Annotated in this window: 23 protein-coding genes; 8 read left to right on the top strand and 15 right to left on the bottom strand. The window is 51.3% G+C overall.

Annotated elements, in window-relative coordinates; genetic code table 11:
• Positions 1 to 37 precede the first annotated feature (37 nt).
• Complete coding sequence (locus ACMXD4_RS19960) at positions 38 to 2068, bottom strand: methyl-accepting chemotaxis protein (protein WP_415879169.1); 2031 nt, start codon at positions 2066 to 2068, stop codon at positions 38 to 40.
• Positions 2069 to 2187: 119 nt separating this feature from the next.
• Complete coding sequence (locus ACMXD4_RS19955) at positions 2188 to 2457, bottom strand: hypothetical protein (protein ID WP_415879168.1); 270 nt, start codon at positions 2455 to 2457, stop codon at positions 2188 to 2190.
• Between the two features lie 194 nt (positions 2458 to 2651).
• On the opposite strand from ACMXD4_RS19955, the gene ACMXD4_RS19950 reads away from it, so the two are divergent.
• Positions 2652 to 3377 (top strand): pentapeptide repeat-containing protein, encoded by a 726-nt coding sequence (locus tag ACMXD4_RS19950; RefSeq protein WP_171697485.1) that lies wholly within the window; start codon positions 2652 to 2654, stop codon positions 3375 to 3377.
• A gap of 41 nt (positions 3378 to 3418) precedes the next feature.
• On the opposite strand, the gene ACMXD4_RS19945 is transcribed toward ACMXD4_RS19950, so the two are convergent.
• The gene (locus tag ACMXD4_RS19945; protein WP_415879167.1) at positions 3419 to 3964 is read right to left on the bottom strand and encodes a hypothetical protein; all 546 of its coding nucleotides are present in this window, start codon (positions 3962 to 3964) and stop codon (positions 3419 to 3421) included.
• A complete protein-coding gene (locus ACMXD4_RS19940) occupies positions 3961 to 4206 on the bottom strand; it encodes a hypothetical protein (RefSeq protein WP_415879166.1) in 246 nt (81 codons plus the stop codon). The genes ACMXD4_RS19945 and ACMXD4_RS19940 overlap by 4 nt, the downstream gene beginning before the upstream one ends.
• A gap of 554 nt (positions 4207 to 4760) precedes the next feature.
• Here ACMXD4_RS19940 and ACMXD4_RS19935 point away from each other — a divergent pair.
• Complete coding sequence (locus tag ACMXD4_RS19935; RefSeq protein ID WP_033157813.1) at positions 4761 to 5030, top strand: hypothetical protein; 270 nt, start codon at positions 4761 to 4763, stop codon at positions 5028 to 5030.
• A gap of 223 nt (positions 5031 to 5253) precedes the next feature.
• Here the strand turns inward: ACMXD4_RS19935 and ACMXD4_RS19930 are convergent, their stop codons facing one another.
• Positions 5254 to 5661, bottom strand: coding sequence for a DUF805 domain-containing protein (locus tag ACMXD4_RS19930; RefSeq protein WP_033157814.1), 408 nt, complete (start codon positions 5659 to 5661; stop codon positions 5254 to 5256).
• Between the two features lie 305 nt (positions 5662 to 5966).
• On the opposite strand from ACMXD4_RS19930, the gene ACMXD4_RS19925 reads away from it, so the two are divergent.
• On the top strand, positions 5967 to 7172 hold the full coding sequence (locus ACMXD4_RS19925) for an HD-GYP domain-containing protein (protein WP_171697488.1): 1206 nt from the start codon (positions 5967 to 5969) through the stop codon (positions 7170 to 7172).
• Between the two features lie 92 nt (positions 7173 to 7264).
• Here the strand turns inward: ACMXD4_RS19925 and ACMXD4_RS19920 are convergent, their stop codons facing one another.
• The 3 genes from ACMXD4_RS19920 to gpmI all read right to left on the bottom strand — a co-directional run bounded on the left by ACMXD4_RS19920 (position 7265) and on the right by gpmI (position 10344).
• Positions 7265 to 7606: a hypothetical protein gene (locus ACMXD4_RS19920; RefSeq protein WP_415879165.1), complete on the bottom strand. Its 342-nt coding sequence runs from the start codon at positions 7604 to 7606 to the stop codon at positions 7265 to 7267.
• 185 nt (positions 7607 to 7791) lie between these two features.
• Positions 7792 to 8589, bottom strand: a complete 798-nt coding sequence (locus tag ACMXD4_RS19915; RefSeq protein ID WP_415879164.1) for a cobalamin-binding protein — start codon at positions 8587 to 8589, stop codon at positions 7792 to 7794.
• Positions 8590 to 8703: 114 nt separating this feature from the next.
• Positions 8704 to 10344, bottom strand: coding sequence for a 2,3-bisphosphoglycerate-independent phosphoglycerate mutase (gene gpmI / locus ACMXD4_RS19910; RefSeq protein WP_033157818.1), 1641 nt, complete (start codon positions 10342 to 10344; stop codon positions 8704 to 8706).
• A gap of 481 nt (positions 10345 to 10825) precedes the next feature.
• On the opposite strand from gpmI, the gene ACMXD4_RS19905 reads away from it, so the two are divergent.
• Positions 10826 to 11782 (top strand): cupin, encoded by a 957-nt coding sequence (locus ACMXD4_RS19905; RefSeq protein ID WP_415879163.1) that lies wholly within the window; start codon positions 10826 to 10828, stop codon positions 11780 to 11782.
• 126 nt (positions 11783 to 11908) lie between these two features.
• Here the strand turns inward: ACMXD4_RS19905 and ACMXD4_RS19900 are convergent, their stop codons facing one another.
• From ACMXD4_RS19900 to ACMXD4_RS19880, 5 genes are all read right to left on the bottom strand, one after another.
• On the bottom strand, positions 11909 to 12460 hold the full coding sequence (locus ACMXD4_RS19900) for a hypothetical protein (RefSeq protein WP_033157820.1): 552 nt from the start codon (positions 12458 to 12460) through the stop codon (positions 11909 to 11911).
• 830 nt (positions 12461 to 13290) lie between these two features.
• On the bottom strand, positions 13291 to 13590 hold the full coding sequence (locus tag ACMXD4_RS19895; RefSeq protein WP_033157821.1) for a type II toxin-antitoxin system RelE/ParE family toxin: 300 nt from the start codon (positions 13588 to 13590) through the stop codon (positions 13291 to 13293).
• Entirely contained in the window at positions 13584 to 13772 is a 189-nt protein-coding gene (locus ACMXD4_RS19890) for a hypothetical protein (protein ID WP_033157822.1), read from the bottom strand. Before ACMXD4_RS19890 ends, ACMXD4_RS19895 begins: the two co-directional genes overlap by 7 nt.
• Positions 13773 to 13792: 20 nt before the next feature.
• Complete coding sequence (mfd, locus tag ACMXD4_RS19885) at positions 13793 to 17287, bottom strand: transcription-repair coupling factor (protein WP_415879162.1); 3495 nt, start codon at positions 17285 to 17287, stop codon at positions 13793 to 13795.
• A 157-nt stretch (positions 17288 to 17444) separates the two neighbouring features.
• On the bottom strand, positions 17445 to 18194 hold the full coding sequence (locus tag ACMXD4_RS19880; RefSeq protein WP_033157824.1) for a flagellar brake protein: 750 nt from the start codon (positions 18192 to 18194) through the stop codon (positions 17445 to 17447).
• Between the two features lie 79 nt (positions 18195 to 18273).
• Between ACMXD4_RS19880 and ACMXD4_RS19875 the strand changes: the two genes are divergently transcribed.
• From ACMXD4_RS19875 to rimO, 4 genes are read left to right on the top strand one after another with little or no spacing between them, the layout of a single operon-like run.
• Complete coding sequence (locus ACMXD4_RS19875) at positions 18274 to 18594, top strand: DMT family transporter (RefSeq protein ID WP_033157825.1); 321 nt, start codon at positions 18274 to 18276, stop codon at positions 18592 to 18594.
• Positions 18594 to 18887, top strand: a complete 294-nt coding sequence (locus tag ACMXD4_RS19870) for a DsrH/TusB family sulfur relay protein (RefSeq protein ID WP_033157826.1) — start codon at positions 18594 to 18596, stop codon at positions 18885 to 18887. The genes ACMXD4_RS19875 and ACMXD4_RS19870 overlap by 1 nt, the downstream gene beginning before the upstream one ends.
• On the top strand, positions 18878 to 19210 hold the full coding sequence (locus tag ACMXD4_RS19865) for a TusE/DsrC/DsvC family sulfur relay protein (RefSeq protein WP_201799005.1): 333 nt from the start codon (positions 18878 to 18880) through the stop codon (positions 19208 to 19210). Before ACMXD4_RS19870 ends, ACMXD4_RS19865 begins: the two co-directional genes overlap by 10 nt.
• Positions 19211 to 19231: 21 nt before the next feature.
• Positions 19232 to 20542: a 30S ribosomal protein S12 methylthiotransferase RimO gene (rimO, locus tag ACMXD4_RS19860; RefSeq protein ID WP_033157828.1), complete on the top strand. Its 1311-nt coding sequence runs from the start codon at positions 19232 to 19234 to the stop codon at positions 20540 to 20542.
• Positions 20543 to 20580: 38 nt separating this feature from the next.
• Here rimO and ACMXD4_RS19855 read toward each other — a convergent pair whose 3' ends face one another.
• Together ACMXD4_RS19855 and nhaD are read right to left on the bottom strand one after the other, a co-directional pair.
• Positions 20581 to 20790: a cold-shock protein gene (locus tag ACMXD4_RS19855; protein WP_020483452.1), complete on the bottom strand. Its 210-nt coding sequence runs from the start codon at positions 20788 to 20790 to the stop codon at positions 20581 to 20583.
• A 457-nt stretch (positions 20791 to 21247) separates the two neighbouring features.
• Positions 21248 to 22534 carry a sodium:proton antiporter NhaD gene (nhaD, locus tag ACMXD4_RS19850; protein ID WP_373276523.1) on the bottom strand — a complete coding sequence of 429 codons (1287 nt, stop codon included), beginning with the start codon at positions 22532 to 22534 and terminating at the stop codon, positions 21248 to 21250.
• Between the last annotated feature and the right edge of the window lie 59 nt (positions 22535 to 22593).

The raw sequence follows: 22593 nt of genomic DNA, 5'->3' as shown, positions 1-22593 counted from the left end.
CTGGGTGCCTGCACAAATCGGGTAGCGGCTTCTCTTGCTAGATGTTCAGTTTGAATTGCGTGGTTAGTTTTTGTAAGTTTTCCGCTAGCTGGTTCAGCTGGCGGGCTTCGGCGGTAGTCTGATTAGCCCCGCTACTGGTGTGTTCCGACAAATTGGTAATGTGGACGATATTCCGATTGATTTCCTCCGTCACAGCCGTTTGCTCTTCGGCTGCGCTGGCAATTTGCAGGTTCATCGCGTCGATGGTTTCCACCGATTGGCTGATCGCTTCCAGGGATTGCATGGCCTCCCGAGATTTCTCCACACCTACATTAGCTTGCGTACGGCTTTGCTGCATCACGGTGACCGCTTTGCGGGATCCGGCCTGTAATTCGCCTATCATATTTTCGATTACGGCAGTCGATTCTTGGGTACGGCTTGCCAGGCTGCGAACTTCATCCGCCACTACCGCAAAACCGCGGCCGTGTTCGCCGGCGCGGGCGGCTTCAATGGCGGCATTCAATGCCAATAAGTTGGTTTGTTCGGCGATACTTTTAATCACGTCCACCAAAGAGCCTATGGATTCGCTGCTTTTTTCCAGACTTTGAATCACATTGGCAGCACCTTCGATGTCTTTAGCCAATTGGCTGATCGATATTGTGGCGCTTGCCACTACGCTCTGACCGTTTTTTGTTTGCTCGTTAGCGGTACTGGCTGCTTGGGCCGCCGTATTGGTAGTGGAGGCAACGTCCTGGATGGTCGCGCTCATCTGGTTCACAGCGGTCGCAACCGAGGTGATTTCTTCGCGTTGCCGGTCGAGATGAATCGCGCTTTGGTTGGCAACTGTGTAGACTTTTTGCGCCGACGTATGCAATTCGGCACTGGTATGAATGATTTCTTTCAGCAAAGCCGAACTGGTCTCTATCATGGCGTTAAAGTTTTCGGCAATCTCCCGCATTTCATCGTTGGCATCAATATGTATTCTCGCGCTCAGGTCGTTTTGGGCAACGCGCTTAGTTGCGAGGTTAATTGCGGTTATGTTGCGATTGACCGACTTGGTTAAGCCCAGCAATAGCACAATGACCACCAACAACACCCCGATTAGCCCAGCCAGCGTAAATTGTAAAAACTGTTCAGCCGCTGCGCTGCGGGTGCGAAAAAGCAGGTCGAGTTCGGCTATCAGTCCGGTGTAGAGCTGGTAAGACTGGGTGATGGCTTGGGTGGAGGTTTCGAATACTGTATCGCTACCAACAGAAATGGTTTCGCTTTCGACCAATTGCTGGCGTAATAAACCGAGCATGGTTTGTAAGGCTGTTCGGTAGTTTTCATTGGTGCCACGCATGTTTCGCGACACTTCGGGATTTTCCGCAAACGCCACGGCCAAGCCTTCATCCACCTTGCGGGCATAGGTTTCTATATTGGTCATTAAGATCAACAACTTGGTCAAGGATTGCGGCGTGTGGCTGCCTTTGGCGGCGATGCCGGACGCCAGAGCCCGTGTTTGCCCCATCACTTCGATTAATGCGGGCAAATCGGACGTCAGTACGAAGCCCATATGAAAGCTATCCAGCTTGGGGTCGAGGATGATGCCGGACGTGTTCGAAATATGGTTTAGTAGCTTCAAACCATCGGCAATCAACAGGTTATGAGCGGTTATCACTGCACTTAACTCTTGATCCTGGGAGTGTGTTTTGATGTCGTTCCACTGTTGGCTGAGCTTGGAAAGCATCTTGTCGGTTTGCAAGGCGTCATGCAGTTCGCGGTCGGTTTTTTCCAGTTCCGCAAAATAGCCATCGATTTCTTCGCGTTCACTAGTGATGCGTTCCTTAAATTGGGTTGCGCCGTTGCGAAATGCGCTGGTCATGCCCCGATGCTGCTGAATGTGTTCGATTGGTTTTCTGAGGGCGGCGATGTAACTTAGGCCATGGCGTTCTTGCGCCAAGGAGTCGATTTCCTGTTGAAATTGTCTGATCAAGGTGCCGGCCATGAACAGCATCGGGATCAGCACGATGCTGAATAGCAGCGCAAATTTTGCGGGATAGCGCAGCCTATCCATCAAGGCGATTGCGGGCGAAATGACAAAATCCATAGTTAAGATCCTGGCGATGTTGTGGGGGCGCGTGTCTGGGCAACTATAGTTGCTTTATGTTTTTTGGAAAGTATCTAGTAAATTTAATCGGCGGCGTGTTTGTTAAGCAGTTTTATGTTCTATAGGCGGGCAATCAGCAGGATCGCCGCCGAAACGATTAAACAGCTTCCCGCCAGCCAAGCCCCTGGACGGGACGGCTTCTTCGAAACTCGCAACATGATGAGGGTTGTCAGGGAAATCAGTAAGGCCGGATACGCTATCATAATCGCCAACGCCGGCAGCGCGGTGTTTGGGCCGGCTTCTTCAAGCGTGTAATAGCTGAAACAGCCTAAACCGGGCAGCGCTAGTATCAGCCACAAAATCAATAACTTATGATAGAAAGCGTTCACGCTAAACAGCCTTTAGTGGTTGTGTTGCCGAAAGTATATAACTTGTCAAAAACCCTTGATCATGGCTGGCCGGAAGTAGCGCTTCTATAGGGCGGGAAAATTTGCCTAAAGCCTGATTTATTGGATTATGATGCACTGAAACTCGCAAGATGGCGGTTATTTTTTGACCGTCTAACCCGCTTTGAGGAGTAGTTATGCAATACGATTCCGGTGTTTGCCGAACATTGGTAGCTTTCAGTTTGGGTTTTTGGCTATTGCCATGCGCTGCGGCGGAACTCACGCGAGAAGGCGTTATCGCGATTATAGCCGAGGCCGGCAGTCAGCAGCCGAACTTGATCAAGAAAGACCTGTCGGGTTTGGATTTATCCGGAATCGATTTCAATAAAGCCGACCTGTTTTCCAGCAATCTTGACGGGGCAAAGCTAACGGCAGCTAAAATGGTAGGTGTCAATCTCAATCTTGCGCAGATGCGTAATGCGAATTTGCAGAATGCCGATTTATCCTATGCCAGCCTATATGGCGTACTGATGGATTATGCCGACTTATCCGGCGCGGACCTGAGCCGCAGCCGCGTCACCGGATCGTTGAACAATGTTAATTTCGCCGGCGCCAAATTAAAACAGGCCAATTTAGGTCCTAATTCGGCGAGTCCGCGGCAACTGCGCGATAAGTTGGAAATGAACAATGCGATACTGAACAATGCGGATTTGAGCGAGGCTAATTTTAATTACGCGCTGATGAGCAACACATCGCTCCGCCATGCCAACTTGAGCGGCGGTCAGTTTATCTGGGCGGACTTGTCCGGCGCCAATTTAGACGGCGCGACCATTTCCGGCGCGGATTTTAGAAGTGCCAAGTTTGATGATGCAAATTTGACTAATGTGACAGGGGCCGATACAGCCCTGGGCTTTAAAAAATGAGCTTAAATTCTCCGGCCAGTCTGAGTTCAAGCAACAGCGCATTAAGACATTGCTGCAATCATTGCGCCGGATGTGGATAATCGCAAAGCCGACAAAGCGGGCAGCGGATAGAAGCCGGCGCAATTACTATCGGCAAAATGCGCGTCATCGGCAAAAACTAGGTTCAATTGCGATGTCAGCCGGTTGGGGACACGATACCAAGGCATTAAACCGCTCGGTTGAGCATCGACTGGGCCCGTTGCGTTGAAATCCAGCTTGCCTTGTTCATTGCAATAGGCCATTTGCGTATAGGCATTGGCAATAAAATTCAGCCGTTTCCAGCCGCGCAGTTTGGCATGCCAGCGCGACTGGTCTTGCTTTCGGTTTTCCAGAAACGCCGCGTAATTGCTTCCCGATAAAACCGATTCCACTTCATACGCAAAAGTCAGCGCCTGGCTAAAGCTCCATTCGCCGGGAATCCCGGCATGCACCAGCGTAAAATTAAGCTTGGCATCGTGATGAATCAGGCTACGCAATCGTAGCCATTTCAATAATTCGTCCCGGTCCGGCGCGTTAAGAATTTCATGCAAGGTATCTTCCGGGGTCATTGGCGTATAGCCCAGCCCAGCGCAACGCTCAAGAGATGGAGTTCTTGTTTGCCCAATACCACAACAGCTGCTTTGCCCAGGCTTTTCACGTAACGCAGTACTTGCAAAGATTCCGGCCCGTGATTGACAAGATTGCCGGCAAACCACAGTCGATCTTCCAATGGGTCAAAGCCGATGGTGGTCAGCCGTTGCATCAGTGCTCGGTAATCGCCGTTTACGCTGCCGATGGCATAGGTAGTCATAGGTATTTAAATTCCAAAGCCAGGTCTGAACAAATCTCCGGCCATGATCAGAAGGTCAGCGCAAAGCCGGCATATTGCCTGAACCCTATCAATTTTGATGCCATTAATCTTGGCGCTGGATTTCAGCGGAAGATGATCCTGCCAACTCACTGATTATGTGTTGGAAATAGATGAAAATGGCCAATATGCTGATCGGACTAACCTGGGTCGTTCCCCACCAAATCCGCAGTTTTGCCGGTGAAATGTAAAGTAATCGACACGTTTTGCCGCGCTGATTAACTAAGCCCATCATTCCTGCTGGCGATACTCAGACTGTCGCTTTATTCGACAAGCCGGCAAGGAATTCACTATATGTAAAATCTATTGAAGCCATAAAAACAATCAATTTTATTTGCTCCAGGAGTTTGTTCACAATGGTCTCCAAGCTGGATAGGTTGAAGTTTCAATCGGAGTTCCAGTGATTTATTAACCCAGGCCGACATACCGTTCTTATCGAACGAGATGCAGAAACAGATAGGGCCGGGTTCATAACCATTATTACCAGGAGACCTATCATGAAAACCTTAAATACCATCCAATTGGCTATCGTCCTTACTGCCGCTCTTGTCTCGACAAGTGTTCAAGCACAGGGTGATCGCATCGCCTCCGGCGGCTTTTTAAATAGTTGGGTTGCTGAAGTGGTTTACGACAATCCCGCGCACAATCGCGGCATACACAGTTATCCCAATCCGCTTGCGCCGGTTGTGGTAGCGGAAAAAGATATGATTTATGTTGATAAAGCCCATGGTCAAGCTATTTACAGCTATCCCAGAAATACCAAATGAGCTCAACTCACGGCGGACGCCTTCGGGCGTTCGCCAGTATTGCCCAAATAGTCACTTCGCTGTAATGCTCGTGAAAGCGGGAATCCAAGATTACCATTGAGCGAGGATAATTAAGGGCCGGGCTAAAAGAATTTTATCTTCCCGGAAACCAAGGTTTTAGGCGCGTCTAAGGGCGTGGTTGATAATCTTGAACAGGTTCAAACCAGCTGATTGGAATAAGCGCTTACAAAGCCCGTACTAATAACACAGGCATCCACGGGCTCACCAATAACAGAAAGCCGGTAAACCAGATATCGAAGGTAGGGCGCAACGCCGGAGCTTCCAGTTGGTCGGCGGCCGGATTGCTGGGGGCGAATATTAATACCAAAGCCACCAACAGCATCAGCGGCGGCGCGAACAAAAATCCCAGCAATATTCCCCAGGCCGAAGAGCCGATGTCGCGGCAGCGTTTTATCATGGCGGATACCCCGAATAAGCCGCATGCCAGGGCGATAATCAAATAGAACGGCACGGCATATTCGTCGGACGACCCGCTGGTCGTTATCTGATGCGCATACAGGGGTAGCGCCAAAGCATTCAGCAAAGCCGGCAGGCCTAAAGCGATGTATCGAGAACGGTCGTAACGCAGCATGGTTCTATCTATTCCCTAAATTTGCAGTTAACCGGACCGCCTAGGTTAGCTCAGCGGCTGGCGATTGCCAATTTTTGTGTGTTTTTTGATGATCCCGTCACTAGGATTAGGGGTTGTTTTAGTGGCTTTATTGGTTACTGCTATGGCAACCACCAGTGCTGATACACTTACCGCTAACCCGCTATGAATCCGGCCCTTCAATATCGTCGCTCGTGTATTCGCGGGAATGACGATTCCAGGGAATATAAGCGCCGGGGTAATAAACGTACAGAAATTCAGTCGCAATCCGCCAGGCAAAACGCGCAATGATAAAAAAAATCGATGTAGCCGACCTGAAGCCCAAGATGTTTATCCACGACATCAACTGCCCGTGGATAAACCACCCGTTCTTGCGCAACAGCTTTTTGATCGAATCCGCTCAAGACATCGAAAAAATCGCCGCCTACGGCATTTGCCAGGTCTACATAGACACCGCGCTCGGCCCGGATATGCCGGAAGCTCCATCCGTTCATGACATAAACCGGCAGCTTGACGAACATATGCAGCACTTGGGGCGCACGCTCAAGCGCGTGCCGCCGCCGGTTAGCCTCGAAAAAGAACGGGTAAAAGCCAAGCAAGTCTGCCGCGAAGCCAACCGCATCGTACACAACGTCCTCCAGGATTGCCGCTTGGGTAAGCAGGTCGAATTGGAGCAGGTAGAGCCGGTGGTTTCCAATATCATCGATTCGATTTTCCGTAACCCGGACGCCATAGTCAGTCTGCTCAGAATCAAGCAGGCTGATAAATATACTTTTCAGCATTCCGTGGCGGTCGGCACCTTGCTGATTAGTTTTTGCAGAGCTTTGGATATAGACCGCAAGCTTATCGAACAGGTTGGCCTTGGTGGTTTATTGCACGACATCGGCAAAATGCAGGTGCCGAATAACATTCTGAACAAACCTGGAAAACTGACGGAAAGCGAATTTGAGATCATGAAAAATCATGTGCGCTACGGCTGTCAGGTGTTGGAGAAAACGCCGGGTATTTCACCCATCACGCTCAATGTCGCCGCCGAACACCACGAATGCTACAACGGCAGTGGTTATCCACTAGGCCTGAAGGGCGATGAAATCAGCCTTTACGGGCAGATGGCTGCGGTAGTGGACGTATACGATGCACTGACATCCACGCGGGTTTATCACACCGGCATCGAACCCACCGAAGTGCTAAGAAAGTTATTGGAATGGAGCGACCATCATTTTAATCTGACGCTGGTGCATCAATTTATTCGCAGCATCGGCATTTATCCGGTCGGCACCTTAGTACGACTGGAGAGCGGTTATTTGGCCGTCGTAGTTGAGCAACATCATGAAAACCTGCTGCATCCACGGGTGAGAGTGGTATTCAATGCCCGGACGCGCTGCTACACACCTCCCGCAGATTTTGATCTGTCCAAACCCGGTTGTAATGATCGGATTACCTCGTTTGAGGTGCCCGCGAAGTGTGGGGTCGATCCTCAGCGCTATTTATAGCCACAGTGAAGTTGTCGTATGATTTCATGTCGCTGTATTGGGCCAATTACGCAGCCCAATACAGGTTTATGCTTGTTTTGGCTGGCAATCAGCTATTCAGCTTCTATGTCGATAGGCGCGCCTGATTCATCGACTGGCTGCACAAATTCAAACAACTTGGAGCCGGTATTGATCACTTCGACGTTACCCTGAAAACCACTGCGCGCAGCAACATTTTTGCAGAAGGTTCTTTTGATAAAGCCGGTCGTACATTTATTGGTGCCGTTGCTCAGATCGTCGGCAATGGTCCAGCCATCGGGACAAATAATCGTGGGAATATCGAAGGTTTTGCACACCGGTTTAGGTGTGGTGCCGCCACCGGTCGGCTGGGCATGGGCAATGGCGCTGGCGCCGAACAAAACAGTGCTTAGGAAAAATAATTTTGGCGTTTTCATGTGATACCTCTTCGATGATGATCATTAATCAAGCTCCCTGGGATTTGGGGTGGCATGAAGAATCCCTTTCGAAGAGGAGGTTAAGATTTAGGCGCGGGTTTTGATATGAACTATTCCATCCGGCCCGGCGGGATTAATTCACAGCTATAGCCTGCGCTATTGGATTTATTTGAACACCTATTAGGCTAAGCACAATCTTGCTGCCAATCATTGATGATCTGACATATCTGGGCCAAACCATCGCTAAGTGCCGCCGGTCCTGGCTGTAAAATATCGCAAGATTTAATTTCGTAGACTCGTTGTTGTTGTACGGCCGGAATGCTGTCCCAACCGGGGCGGGCAGCCAGATGATCCGGGCGGAATTTTTTACCGCACCAGGAGCCAATGATAATGTCCGGCGCGCGGCGTACCACTTCCTGGGGATCGGCGATGATGCGCTGCTTGGCGGAATGTTCCGTGGCCAATTCGGCGAAGCAATCCTCGCCACCGGCGATGCCAATCAACTCCGATACCCAGCGGATCCCGGAAATCATCGGTTCGTCCCATTCTTCAAAATACACTTTCGGACGTTTGGCAAAACTCAGGCTGTGTTGGCGGGTGGTTTCCAGTTGTTGCCGGTATTGCGTCACCAGCGTAGCGGCTTTTTCCGGGACGCCGACCATCGCGCCCAGCAAGCCTATCATTTGCAAAATACCGTTGACTGAGCGTTGGTTGAACACATGCACAGCAATACCGTTACGGATCAACTCCGCGGCAATGTCGGCTTGCAAATTGGAAAAACCCAGCACCAAATCCGGCTGTAACGCCAGAATTTTGTCGATTTTGGCGCTGGTAAACGCCGAGACTTTGGGTTTTTCCTGGCGAGCCTGCGCCGGTCGGACAGTATAGCCGGAAATGCCAACTATCCGGGCTTGCTCACCCAGCAAATACAAGGTCTCGGTGGTTTCGTCGGTTAAACAGACGATACGTTCGGGGTAGTCCATAGGGTCTCCAAATTAGTTCGTCAGCGGCTCTAAACCAATTTCCATCGGCCAATAAAAACCGCCTAACAGCGTATAGCCGAAAGGCGGTGTCATCAGCTGAGAATGCTTTACGGCTTAGCTGGCTTTGATCAAGCTAGGATCGTAATCTTCCGGTGCTTCAAAGCCCAGCAGATTCAAAATAGTCGCAGCCACATTCGACAACCCGGCTTTTGGTAAATCGTCGCGGAGTGTGTAGCCAGGGTTCTCCCCGGACACCAGCACAAACGGCACCGGGTTCAAGGTGTGCGAGGTTTTGGCTTTGGTGCGGCCTTCGGCGTTGCGGGTGACATTGCCTTTTTTATCCAGCTCGTACATTTCGTCGGCATTGCCGTGGTCGGCAGTGATGATCGCCGTGCCGTTCATCTCCAAAATCACCGGAATCAGACGTGCCAGTTGCAGATCCAGGCCTTGCATCGCAGTGACCGCCGCTTCGAAATTGCCGGTATGGCCGACCATATCGCCGTTGGCGTAATTAACCCGCAGGTATTTGTAGTTACCGCTACGCACCGCGTCGATCAGAGTATCGGTGATCTCGGCGCATTTCATCCAAGGCCGCTGTTCGAAAGGCACTACGTCGCTGGGGATTTCCACATACGTTTCGGAGGCCTCGTCGAATTTGCCGGAGCGGTTGCCGTTCCAGAAATAGGTCACGTGGCCGAATTTTTGGGTTTCGCTGATGGCGTATTGGCTGATGTCGTTTTTAGCTAGGTATTCGCCCAGTGTGCGGTCTATGGTAGGTGGCTCGACCAGAAAGCGTGGCGGCAGTTTGGTATCGCCGTCGTATTGCATCATGCCGGCGTAAGTCACTTTCGGCAGCGGGCCACGCTCGAAGGGGCTGAATTGTTCTTCGGTAAAGGCGCGGGAAATTTCGATAGCGCGGTCGCCGCGGAAGTTGAAAAAAACCACCGCGTCGCCGTCGACTATAGTACCGAGAGGCTTGCCGTCTTTGGCAATCACGAAGCCGGGCAAATCCTGGTCGATAACATTGGCTTCGTTGCGGAAGGTTTCAATTGCTTCGTGGGCGCTGGCAAATTGCCGGCCCAAACCCAGCACGTGGATGTCCCAGCCGCGTTTGACCATCGACCAGTCCGCTTCGTAACGGTCCATGGTGATTTGCATGCGGCCGCCGCCGGAAGCAATCGCCACATCAAAATCCGCGCCGCGCAAGCCGTCCAGATAGGCTTCGAACGGATCGACGTACTCCAAAGCTGACGTTTCGCCGACGTCGCGGCCATCCAGCAAAATGTGGATACGCACTTTAGCCACGCCTTCTTGCTTCGCTTGCTCGATCATCGCTTTCAAATGGTCGATATGCGAATGCACGTTCCCATCGGAGAACAGACCTAAGAAATGCAAAGTGCCGCCTTGTTTGGCGGTAGCGACCACCTCATGCCAGGCATGGCCTTGCCAGAGATGGCCGCTGCTGATCGATTCGGCGACCAGTTTCGCGCCTTGGGCAAACACCCGGCCGGCACCGAAGGCATTGTGGCCGACTTCGCTATTACCCATGTCTTCGTCGCTGGGCATGCCCACTGCGGTGCCGTGCGCCAGCAGCGTGGTCATCGGATAGCTGGCCATGTAACGGTCCAGATTTGGGGTGCGCGCGGCTTTAACCGCGTCGCCGTCTTCGCGCGGCGAAATGCCGACGCCATCCAGAACGATGGTAACGACAGGGCCGGGGCAGGTGGGAAAACGGGAAGATTTTGTTAATTTCATGGTGTTATGTCAGTGAGTGGTACGTCAGAAGTTAAAAGAAACAGGGTTTAGCGATTTAGATTTGTGTGACGGCTGAGCGGTCAAAATGCCCGACATCATACCTGATCAGCGACGTCCAGCAGCGCGTCAGGATAAAAGAAGGCGTTGGCGATGGTGACTTCATGTAGCATATGTAAGTGCGGCAAGGCGTGTCATTTAGCGATTGATCTGCGCGGACGCCTCGCCGTGCAAATAATCTTCCGCGCTTAATGATAATTTTTCTGCCAGAGCCATCTTGAATTTGCCTTGGATATACAAAACGATTCTAACGGTTGCCGATGCAATGTGGAACCCTTGTGCCAAGTATTTCGTCCGAACTACGGATTGAAAAAACGTCTGTGCATTTTGGGTTTGACACAAATCCACTTTGTCAAACCAGCGAGCGTACAAATTAAACCATCACGCTATTTACCTAGATTGCATACATTAGAAAGGTGCCGCCATGACCATTGTCAAACCGCAAAACCCGCTTGAGCCCTTGCTGGAAAATGGCCGCTATTTTGAATATACCCAAGCCGCTGACCCAATTGGCTCCGGCGCTATCACTAAATTGCCGTTCGCCAATTTCGGCAGCGAGTTGCATCGAACCGGCGGCACCCGGATTATCCCGCTGGATGTCAGCGAGCAATTGCGTTGCCCTGGTCCAGCCACCAGCCCGGCCTTGTGCGCGAATTTTGTCAGAATTCTGGCTGGCGAGTCGCTGGCGACTAATTTCAATGCTACCTCGCTGTTGTTTTACGTGATGTACGGCGGTGGCCGCACTGAATTCGATGACCTGACCATCCCCTGGCAAGCCGGCGATTTTGTGGTGCTACCGGTGGGCAAGGATATTCGACATTTTGCCGACAGCGATTCGGCCTTTTATCTGGTGCACGACCAGCCGCTGTTGACTTACCTGGGGGTGACAGCCGACAGGCCATGCTTTAAACCGACGCTTTATACCGCAGAGGATTCGCTGCGCGAGTTGGCCGCGGCCCAAAAAGCGGCGGAGACAGTGAATCGCAACCGTATCAGCGTGTTGCTGGCCAATAAAGCCATGGATCAAACCCTGACCGTGACTCACACATTGTGGGCGATGCTCGGCGTGCTGCCCAAAGGCGCGGTGCAATTGCCGCATAGGCACCAATCGGTGGCCTTGGATTTAATTCTGGATTGCGCGCCGGGTTGTTACACCCTGGTAGGACCGCAGATTTCGGCGAACGGTAAGATCGTCAATCCCGCCCGTGTCGATTGGCAACCCTATTCCGCTTTTATCACCCCGCCTGGCTATTGGCATGCGCATTACAACGAGTCCGGCAAAGAGGCGCATTTGCTTCCGCTACAGGACGCCGGCTTGCAGACCTATTTGCGCAGTTTGGATATTAAGTTTGTGTTGCCGGATGGGAGTGTTTCGGGGTGAGTTTAGAAACCGCAAGGTTTGCGAACGATGCGGTGTACGTTGTTTAGCGCATCCTCGTGCTGACGGCAAGGCGGATTTTTCAATGTTTCTAGCCCGGCCGTCAGTTCAAGTTCACGGTTTAAGCGGTTAAAGGCCCCTGACGCGAGAATAAGTGAAATTCGTTGCAAAGTAATTAACGGCTGTATAAAGAGCTTTGATCTCGCCTTCCAACACGTCTTTGTTGGTTGGAAACATCGCTCCCCCTTGTCCCCGGTAGAAGCCAAAATTTGGTTCTAGAAACACAATGTCGGAGCCGGCGCCTGTAATGACAATCGCTTCGTGATTATTCTCGGTCGCGGAGGCCGGTGCCTTGTCATTTAGTGCGCCGAACCATAAGCCGATCCGGTAAAGCGAATTGATCTTCAATGGTGTGTTTAGCGATGGGTAATTGTCCTGTGGTGTGCCATGGACCCCACCGCCCTTTTGCGCAAGATTTTTAGCTTTACCTGCCTTAATTATTGTGGAAGGTATGACGCTTTCGGCGGCTTTGACCGCATCTTTAAAAGCACCTACACCGGGTTTGGCCCAGATTTTCTCTTCGACATATTCGCAGATGTAATAGCAAATCCCTTCCGACGAATAGCCGAATTCACCGAGAAATTTAGCTTGGGCGAGTGATTTCAATAAGGTGATTGGCATAAGCAGAACCCCATAATTTGGTTGATTGATCGGTTAACTGCGACTTTTAAGGAGATCAAGACGATAGTATCGTTTATTCACCGCCAGCCGCTGTTGAAGTAGTTGGTTGAGCCGTTTTCGCCCCACTCGGTAACAAATAAGCAATCGCCACGCCAATTTACTTAGAGTAGATAACTCTATGAATTAAAATAGATAAATTTATCTTCGAAGGGTGGAAATGCTTATACCAATATCAAATTCGGACGAAATACCGTAGATCTACGATATTTCGCAATTTGTCGTGTGCTGAATTAGTAGCATCCAGCAGACCGGTGATAAAACGCTGACATATCCATAGCCCACAGAGTCCGTGATTTTTTATTCGCCGGAAGCCGTCATTGGGCGTAGGTGGGCGAACTCCACACCAGTTTCGGCGTAAACACACATAGGTTCAGAAAGCGCGTGAGGTTATACCCAAGGGAACAAATACGCAGCAAAGAAGAGCAAGGCCTGGATGATTTTGCGGTGTTTGGGGGAGCAAACGTTTTGCCGCGAGCGGTAAGGTCGTCGACGGCGCTACCGGCCTTTTTGCGGGCCAAACGGGTCTTGCTATCTTGAGTATCGAGTCCGTGGACGAACGCCGGTTGGTCATAGTCCTCGTAGCTCTGGATAGCGAAGAGTATTCGGAGGGATTAAGGTGTTAGATTTGTTCTATTACGTTTAACTAACGTTATTTACATTTCTGGAATTCCAATTTGTAATGTTTGAGCATCTCTTGCAGCGTCAACAGGTTTTGATCGCAAATCGCTGCTTAGCGTTTCAAAAATTGTCTCTCCCTTGGATTTGCGTGTTTATTGGTCTATCGATAAGTCCGAATTTTTGAAATCGCGGCGTTTATGAACCACTGTGACAACATAGGCTTGATTAAACTTAATTTGGTAAATGATTCTCCAAGAATGCACGCCGATTTCCCTTAATTCCTGTTGTTCAAACTCGGGCACTTTTTTACCGAGGTAAGGAGACACCAGCAGGCTGTCGGTTTTTTGTATCAATTCCCGGATGATGCGTTTGGCAGTAAGCGGTGAATCCCGCGCGATGTAATCATGAATGGCTTTGAGGTCTGTTCTGGCGCGAGGCGTCCAAATTACCATTGCTCGATTTCGCGTAGCAAGGTCTCGCTGCTAATGCCCTTGCCTTGCTCTACATCTTCTAGCCCCTGATATATTTTGTTCATAACGTAGAGCCGGTACACGATTTCTTCAAAATTCACCGTGTCTGGCAATAGATTGATGGCGGCGATGGCTTCTTGCTTGGCGGTTTGGCAGCGCGGCATATTCCCTCCAAAAATTAATATCAAGATTTAGGTACCAATCGTACCAACAACTTCTCCAAAAACACCACCTTATCCTCCATATCCTTAAAGGCCTGGGTAAAGCGTAATTTGTCCGCGCCATCGAATTTATAAACTTGCGACTGGCTTTGAATCATCAGGATCAACTCGCCGGTATCGATCTGCGGTGACGCGGTAAAGACGATGCGGCCGCCGGTGGCGTGGGCTTCGATTTTGCGGATGCCCAGATGTGCGGCTTGTTGTTTCAGTTCGGTGATGGCGAACAAGGCTTTGACCTGATCCGGCAACAAACCGAAGCGGTCTATCATTTCGATTTTTAATTTGCGCAAGTCGTCTTCGGTTTCGGCGCTGGCGATGCGTTTGTACAGTACAAGGCGGGCGTGGATGTCCGGCAGATAGTCTTCCGGAATCAGCGCGGCGATTTGCAAATCCACTTCCGGGCCCGTTTCGAACGGTGCGTCCAGCTCGGGTTGCTTGCCGGATTTCAAGGCTTTGACCGCGCGTTCCAGCAATTCGGTATACAGCGTAAAACCGATTTCCTGAATCTGCCCGCTTTGTTCGTCGCCCAGCAACTCGCCGGCACCGCGGATTTCCATGTCATGCGAGGACAGCATGAAGCCGGCGCCCAGCTCGCCAGAGGTTTCGAAGGCTTCCAGGCGCTTGATGGCGTCCTTGGTCATCAACGACTTGGGTGGCACGATGCAATAAGCATAGGCGCGGTGATGCGAACGGCCGACCCGGCCGCGTAACTGGTGCAACTGCGCTAGACCCAGCTTGTCGGCGCGGTTGATGACGATGGTGTTGGCACTGGGGATGTCGATGCCGCTCTCGATGATCGTCGTCGCGATCAGAAGGTTGAAGCGCTGGTGGTAAAAATCCAGCATGATCTGCTCCAGTTCGCGCTCGGCCATCTGGCCGTGGGCGATCTGAATTCGCGCTTCCGGCACCAGTTCGCCCAGTTCGCGCATCATTTTTTCCATGGTTTTGACGTCATTGTGCAGGAAAAACACTTGGCCGCCGCGCTTGATTTCCCGTTGGCAGGCTTCCTGTACTTGCGAGTCTATCCATTCGGTCACAAAAGTTTTAATCGCGTGGCGGTTCGGCGGCGGGGTGGCGATGATGGAAATATCGCGCAGGCCGGCCATGGCCATGTTCAAGGTGCGCGGAATCGGTGTCGCGGTCAGGGTTAACAAATCCAGCTCGTGGCGCAGCTTTTTGAAATGTTCTTTTTGCGTCACGCCAAAGCGGTGTTCTTCGTCGATGATCACCAGGCCCAAGGCCTTGTATTTCATTTCCTTGGACAGCAATTTGTGGGTGCCGATGACGATGTCGACCTTGCCGTCGGCCAAGTCGTCGGCGATGGCTTTTTGCTGTTTGGGGGTGACGAAGCGCGAGGTGACTTCGATGCGCACCGGCGAGTCGGCGAAGCGGTCGCGAAAGTTTTGATAATGCTGCTGGGCGAGCAGGGTGGTGGGCACCAGCACCGCGACTTGTTTGCCGCTTTGCACCGCCACAAAGGCCGCGCGCATCGCCACTTCGGTTTTGCCGAAACCGACATCGCCGCAAACCACGCGATCCATCGGCTGGGTGGCGGCCATGTCTTGCAAGATGGCGTCGATGGCGCTGAGCTGGTCCGGGGTTTCCTCGAACGGGAAGGCGGCGGCGAAGGCGTTGTAGTCGCTGTTATCGATGTTAAAGGCAAAGCCTTCGCGGGCGGCGCGTTTGGCATGAATGTCCAGCAACTCGGCGGCCACGTCGCGGGCGCGCTCCATGGCTTTTTTCTTGGCCTTGCTCCATTGGTCGGTGCCTAAACGATGCAACGGCGCATTTTCGGCGCTGACGCCGCTGTAACGACCAATCATGTGCAAGGACGATACCGGCACATAAATCTTGTCGTTATTGGCGTATTCCAGCATTAAAAACTCCGCGTCGATGCCGCCGACGTTGAGAATCTGCAAGCCCAAATAACGGCCGACGCCGTGTTCCTGATGCACCACCGGCGAACCGATGGTCAGCTCGTCGAGATTATTGAAAATGTTTTCCAGCGCGCGGGCAGCGGATTTGGCCCGGCGCCGGCGTTGCTGGACTTTCTCGCCGCTGAGCTGGCTTTCGGTGATGATCGCCAGCGGCGGCAATTGTTCCAGACAATTTGCCGCACTTCCACCATCCATGGCGGTCGTTGCCTTATCCAGCCAAAGGCCATGGTCCATCGGCGCCACGACAATACACGGCGAATGATCGGCTTTTAGAAACTCCGGCCAGCTTTGTACTTGCTTGGCGGCCAGTTTGACGCTTTTTAATTTGTCGATCAGGCCTTCGCGGTGGCCGGCGGTTTCGGCGACGAACAAGATTTTGCCATCAAAGCCTTCGATGAATTGGCGCAGACGTTGTGCAGGTTCTTTTAAACGACTGTCTATCGCCACATCCGGCAGTAACTTGCAGTCGAAGGAGTGGGCGGTTTCTGCTTGGTTGTCCAGCACTACGCGAATAAAGCTATCGGTGTGTTGCTGGATTTCCTCGGCTGACAAAAATAGGCGCGTCGGCGGCAACAAGGGCCGGTTGGTATCGTATTTGCGTTGCTGATAGCGCTCGTCGGCTTCGCTGTAAAAGCGCTGGGCGTTTTCGGCAAAGTGGGCCGGCAGCACGAACAATGCAGTCTTGGGTAAATAGGCAAACAGCGATTCGGTGCTTTCGACGAATAGCGGCAAGTAGTATTCGATGCCGGCCGGGGCTATTTGTTTGGAAACATCCAGATACAGATTGTTCTTGGGCGAAGCGTCCGGGAATTGCTCGCGGAAGGCCTGGCGAAAGCGTTTGATGGCTTCGTCGGTAAACGGAAACTCGCGGGCCGGGAATAGCTCGACTTTTGGCATTTTGTCCTGCGACATTTGTGTGTCGGGATCGAAGCTGCGGATCGATTCCACATCATCGTCGAACAATTCGATGCGATAGGGCTGCTTGGAACCCATCGGAAACAAATCCAATATCGAGCCGCGCACCGCAAATTCGCCGTGTTGATAGACTTGTGAGACGCATTGATAGCCCACCGCTTCCAGTTTGGCTCGTGTGACTTCCAGGCTCAAAGTGCCGCCGACTTCGATGGCAAAACTGTGCGCCAGAATATGTTCACGCGGCGCTAGGCGGTGCATCAAGGTAGCGACTGACAAAATCAGTGCACCGCGTTTGGTGTCGGGTAGCAGCGCCAAGGTGCGCAAGCGTTCCGAGATGATCTCCGGTAACGGCGAGAATACGTCGTAAGGCAGGGTTTCCCAATCCGGAAAATGCAGAATCGGCAGGCTGTTGTCTAAGAAAAATGCCAGCTCGTGTTCCAGACGCAACGCGGTTTGCGTATCCGGCGTGACAATCACCAGCAGGCGCTTTTCCTGAGCAATCGTTTGCGCCAGCGTCAGCGAGTCGCCGCAGCCGCTCAGACCACTCCAGTATATCGTGGTGCCTTGTTGTGGCAATGCAGTTGCGGGGATTGTTGGTAAGGACATGGCGTTAAATCAGATTTTTGAAGCGCGCAATTATAACCAGTAAGGTCACACTTGGACTAAGCGTCCGCACTTTGTCAATGGCCGGCAATGGAAAACTGCCTTGGTGAGTATATGCTGCGACTATGCGGCCTAAAACCTATGCTCAGCTGTTTGGGATTTAAATGCTTAGATTCTTTTGCTGTAATTCGATTTCCTGCATGTAGCGTTGGAGGTTGTTTTCGAACACCTGCGGAATATGGGTGAATTTGCAGCCTATGCGATGTTGATAGGTTGTGGCGCTGGCTCGAACATTGTTCACGCTTTTAATGACAAAACCCACGTGGGCCCTGCTGCCATCGTGCAAATACAAGGCGCATTCGTCTATGACGGTATCAGGCACTAAAAGGTCGGCAATTTTTGTGTCGGGATTTAAAAACGAAAATCCGGAAATGCTGATGTCTGCCACGCTGAACACTTTGGCTTGCGTATCGACTTCGCCGGCTTCATTTTTTGTGGCAAGGTTGAGTTCGCAGGTGCTGTTTTTATGAGAAAGAGGCACTTTAACGCGATAATACTGGCGGCGTTGCATCCAAAAAATGGCGTCCGGGATAGGCATCGCAAACACCGGGTGACCGTCGCTTTGCGACTTTTTGATTGCTTTGCCGCGGAATGAAACTTTGATGCCTTCGTATTCGGTGCGGAACAGCACTTTGGCTGAGCCTAGCAACTGCTTATTCAGTAATTCCGTAGGCGCAACATCCAGTGTAATCAGATTGGCTTTTTGATCGAGATCGATAATGGTGGTCAAAAATGATTGGTTATGTTCGCCAAAATGCGCAGAGATAATGCATTTCTTTTTGACTAGATCGCTTAAGTGACCAAAAATCAGCCTCGCGCTTCTAACAAGATAGTCGGATTCTTTTTCCATTAAATTACTAAATATTGCGGATAGGTAAGAGCACTGCTGTAAAATACCGCAGATTATAGTGCATAGGAAAGGAGTTTTGATGGGTTGGTTGCTATTGTTCGCCGCGGGTTGCTCGGAAATCGTGTTTGCGATAAGTCTTAAATACAATGACGGGTTTACCAAGCTATGGCCGAGCGTAGTGACCGGCGTATCGGGGGCGGGCAGTTTTTACCTGTTAATGCTGGCGATCAGAACTTTACCGCTGGGTACGGCTTATGCGGTGTGGACCGGTATGGGGGCAGTGGGTGTCGCGATAGTCGGGATTTTTCTGTTTAAGGAATCGGCGGACTGGTTCCGCTTAGCGTCTATCCTGTTAATCATCGTCGGCATCGTCGGTTTGAAGCTGACGCATGTGGAATAATGCTGCATTTGTTATCGCAATTGCCGTTGCAAGCGGCGCTTATCGAGCGCATTGGCAGCGGTGACGATGTTGTCTTGATGGATGGTGCGGTGTGTGCCGCGCGGATCGGGCATAGCGGTAATGCGTTGTTGCGGCAATTGTTGAGTCGGTCGTGTCGGGTTTATGCCTTGCAAGAGATGTTATCGGTTCACGGTGTCCAGCCGCAATTTGTGTTGTCAGGTTTGGAAGTGGTTGATTATGCGGGCTTGGTCGAACTGACCGTGCGGAATCCGGTAATTCATTCGTGGAATTGATGGTCGGCGGTGTTGCGTTGCCAACCAGCGACGATGGCTTTTTGCGCGATGCCGGGCAATGGAATCGAGCGGTGGCTGACGAGTTGGCGCGGCTAGAAGGTATCGCGATCAGCGATGCGCATTGGGAAATCCTGTTGTACATTCGCGACTACTATCAAAAATTCCAACACCTGCCCAATGCCCGGATGTTTGTGGCGGCTATCCGCAAACAATTTGGTGAAGACAAAGGCAATAGCCGCTATCTGCAAAAATTGTTTCCACAAGGGCCGCTGAAATACGCCTGTAAAATCGCCGGCTTGCCCAAGCCGCCCACCTGTTTATAAAAATGTTTTCAAGAGAGTTTCATGAGTAACCCCCGTGTTGGATTTATCAGTTTAGGTTGCCCAAAAGCCCTGGTCGATAGCGAGCAAATTTTGACCAAGCTGCGTAGCGAGGGCTATCAGGTGTCGCCGAATTACAAAGATTCCGATCTGGTGATCGTCAATACCTGCGGCTTTATCGATGCGGCGGTCGAAGAATCGCTGGACAGTATCGGCGAGGCTTTGGCGGAAAACGGCAAGGTCATCGTCACCGGGTGTTTGGGAGCGCGGCAAGACGAGATTTTGGCTCGGCATCCGCAGGTTTTAAAAATCACCGGCGCGCACGCCACTGATGAAGTGGTGTCTGCGGTGCACGAGCATCTGCCGCCTGCGCATAATCCGTTTACCGACTTAGTGCCGCCGCAAGGCATCAAGCTGACGCCTAAACATTACGCTTATCTAAAAATCTCCGAAGGCTGCAATCATCGCTGCACGTTTTGCATCATTCCGTCGATGCGCGGCGATTTGGTGAGCCGTCCCATTGACGATGTGATGCGGGAAGCCGAACGGCTGGCCGATGCCGGCGTTAAGGAGCTGCTAATCGTTTCGCAAGATACCAGTGCTTATGGTTTGGATTTGAAATATCAAAGCCGGCGTTGGCGCGGCCGGGAAATGCAAACCCGGTTTTACGATTTGGCCGAAGCCTTGGGTGAGTTGGGTATCTGGGCGCGGATGCATTATGTCTACCCGTATCCGCATGTTGATGACGTCGTGCCGCTGATGGCTGAAGGCAAGATTCTGCCGTATTTGGATATTCCGTTTCAGCACGCCAACAGCCGAATTTTAAAACTGATGAAACGTCCGGCTGCGGCGGAAAATAATCTGGAACGCATCAAAGCTTGGCGGAAGATTTGTCCGGATTTGACTATTCGCAGCACGTTTATCGTCGGTTTTCCCGGCGAAACCGAGCAAGACTTTGACGAGTTGCTGCAATTCTTAAGCGAAGCGCAAATGGATAGGGTGGGCTGTTTTGCTTATTCGCCGGTGAAGGGGGCGGTGGCTAACGATTTGCCCGATGCGGTGCCGGAAGCGCTTAAACAGGAACGCTTGGCGCGTTTTATGGAACATCAAGCGGCTATCAGCGCAGAGCGCTTACAACGCCGAGTTGGCCGAATCGAAACGGTGTTGGTCGATGAGGTGGTCGAGGAGGGTGCGGTGGCGCGCAGCAAAAGCGATGCACCCGAAATTGACGGCCAGGTGTTTATCGATGGCGCAAGTCATTTACAAGTCGGCGATTTCGTCGATGTCGAAATCGAGGAAGCCGACGAGTATGACTTGTGGGGTAAACTGATCTAACGAAAAAGCCGCTGGTTAGGCGGCTTTTTCAGTTCAATTTACAGCGGTGTTACGTTTTCCGCTTGTGGGCCTTTTTGACCATTGGTCACTTCCATCGTGACTTTTTGGCCTTCTTTCAAGGTTTTGCGGCCGTTGCCGTTGATGGCGCTGAAGTGTACGAATACATCTTTGCCGCCTTCTTGCTCAATGAAGCCGAAGCCTTTTTCGTCATTGAACCATTTTACTTTGCCTTCTACTTGAACTGACATAAATCTCTCTTGCTAATAAAGTGCTATTCGCTGGTTTGTAACTAGGGTTGGTGAATAAAGCAGGTAGTGGAAAACAATGTTTGTTGATCCGATTGCAGACTTGAAAAGCGACAACGATACCGAGCTAAATCGCCTCCATTATACATCGCAATTGGCGGGTATCCACAAAAACTAGCTAGATTTTGCTTGTTAAATGATTGTGACAATAGGTTGTCGGCTGTCTTTGGACGGTGCAAATGTCAGGCTAACGTAGGTTGCGGGTGGCTATTGGCGGGCTAAGATATTGAAATGAAGTGATTTTTTTTAGGCTTTTATGGAGAGTCGGCTTGACTGAAATCCGCTTTTGGCCGCTTGCAAATGCAAATTTGATTGCCGCAAAAAACAAAAAAAATACTGAATTTTGCAATTGGCCTATTGGGCAGGCCATGAAAAAGACTGCCCAATAGAGCTTGTCGCGTCAAAAATAGCTACCGTTAATCAGGAAATGCGTGGCAATGCTACCGAAAAAACCGATCAAAATGACCGGCATCCATTTCAAGTGTGCGCTAAAGGAGTAAACGCCTTTCATTTGTCCCATCAAGCCTACGCCTGCTGCCGAGCCGATTGCCAATAAGCTGCCGCCCACGCCTGCGGTTAATGTGACTAACAGCCATTGGCCTTGCGAGATGTCGGGATGCATGGTGAGTACCGCAAACATGATGGTACCGTTATCAATGAAAGCCGACAGGATGCCGACCACAATGTTGGCGATGGTGGGGTCCATGCCGACGTATAACACATCCGAGGCCATGGTCAGATAACCAATGAAACTCAGGCCGCCGACGCTGATCATGACGCCGTAAAAAAACAGCAGGGTGTCCCATTCCAGTGTGGCGACGCTTTTAAATACATCGAATTTTTGGCTTGGCCTGGCGTCGGGAACCGCAACGTTAAATAATTTATACACGTGGGCGAAATCGCTAATTTTGCCGTTGTCTTTATCAGCGGTTTTTTGCAAATAAAAGCCCAGGAATTTTAGATAAGTCAGGCCGGCCAGCATGCCGGCCGCGGGTGGTAGTTTCAACATGTTTTCGAAGCAGACCGCAGTAATAATCGTCAGTAAAAACAGCACGATCATGGTCATTGCGCCGCGTTTCATTTTTGGGGCTTTACCGACTGCGGCAGGTTGCTGTTTGGGTATCCAGAAATGCATGATTATCGCCGGCAGTGCGAAATTGACTATGGCCGGGATGAAAAGCGAGTAGAAATCTTTGAACGGTACAACCCCGCTTTGCCAAACCAATAGTGTGGTGATGTCGCCGAATGGGCTGAACGAACCGCCGGCATTCGTGGCTACCACGACGTTGATGCAAGCCAACGTAACGAACTTGCGATTGTCTTTGCCCATGGCTGCGATCACTGCACCCATCAGCAGTGCAGTGGTCAGGTTGTTGCAAACCGAGGACATGAAAAACGACATGATGCCGGTAATCCAGAATAGTTTTCTGTAGCTGAAACCTTTACTGAGCAACCAAACCCGCAGATTATCGAAAACGCCGCGATCTTCCATTGCGTTGAGATAAGCCATCGACACCATGATGAACAAAAACAGTTCCGCATAGCCTTCCAGACAAGCACGGAATGCGTGTCCGGCCTGCTCGCTCATGCCATTATTCACGTAAATGCCCGCGATAAAGGCCCAGATCAAGCTCGCGGCTAATACCATGGGTTTGGATTTGTTTAATTCGGTGACCTCTTCGGTCATTGCCAGCAGATAGGCAACGGCAAATATGCCGATAGCCAAATAACCCACCCAATGCTTAG

Source organism: Methylomonas sp. TEB (assembly GCF_047777895.1).
Taxonomy (GTDB): Bacteria; Pseudomonadota; Gammaproteobacteria; order Methylococcales; family Methylomonadaceae; genus Methylomonas.
The sequence above is the reverse complement of the archived record's forward strand: the minus strand, read 5'-3'. Positions and strand labels throughout refer to the sequence as shown.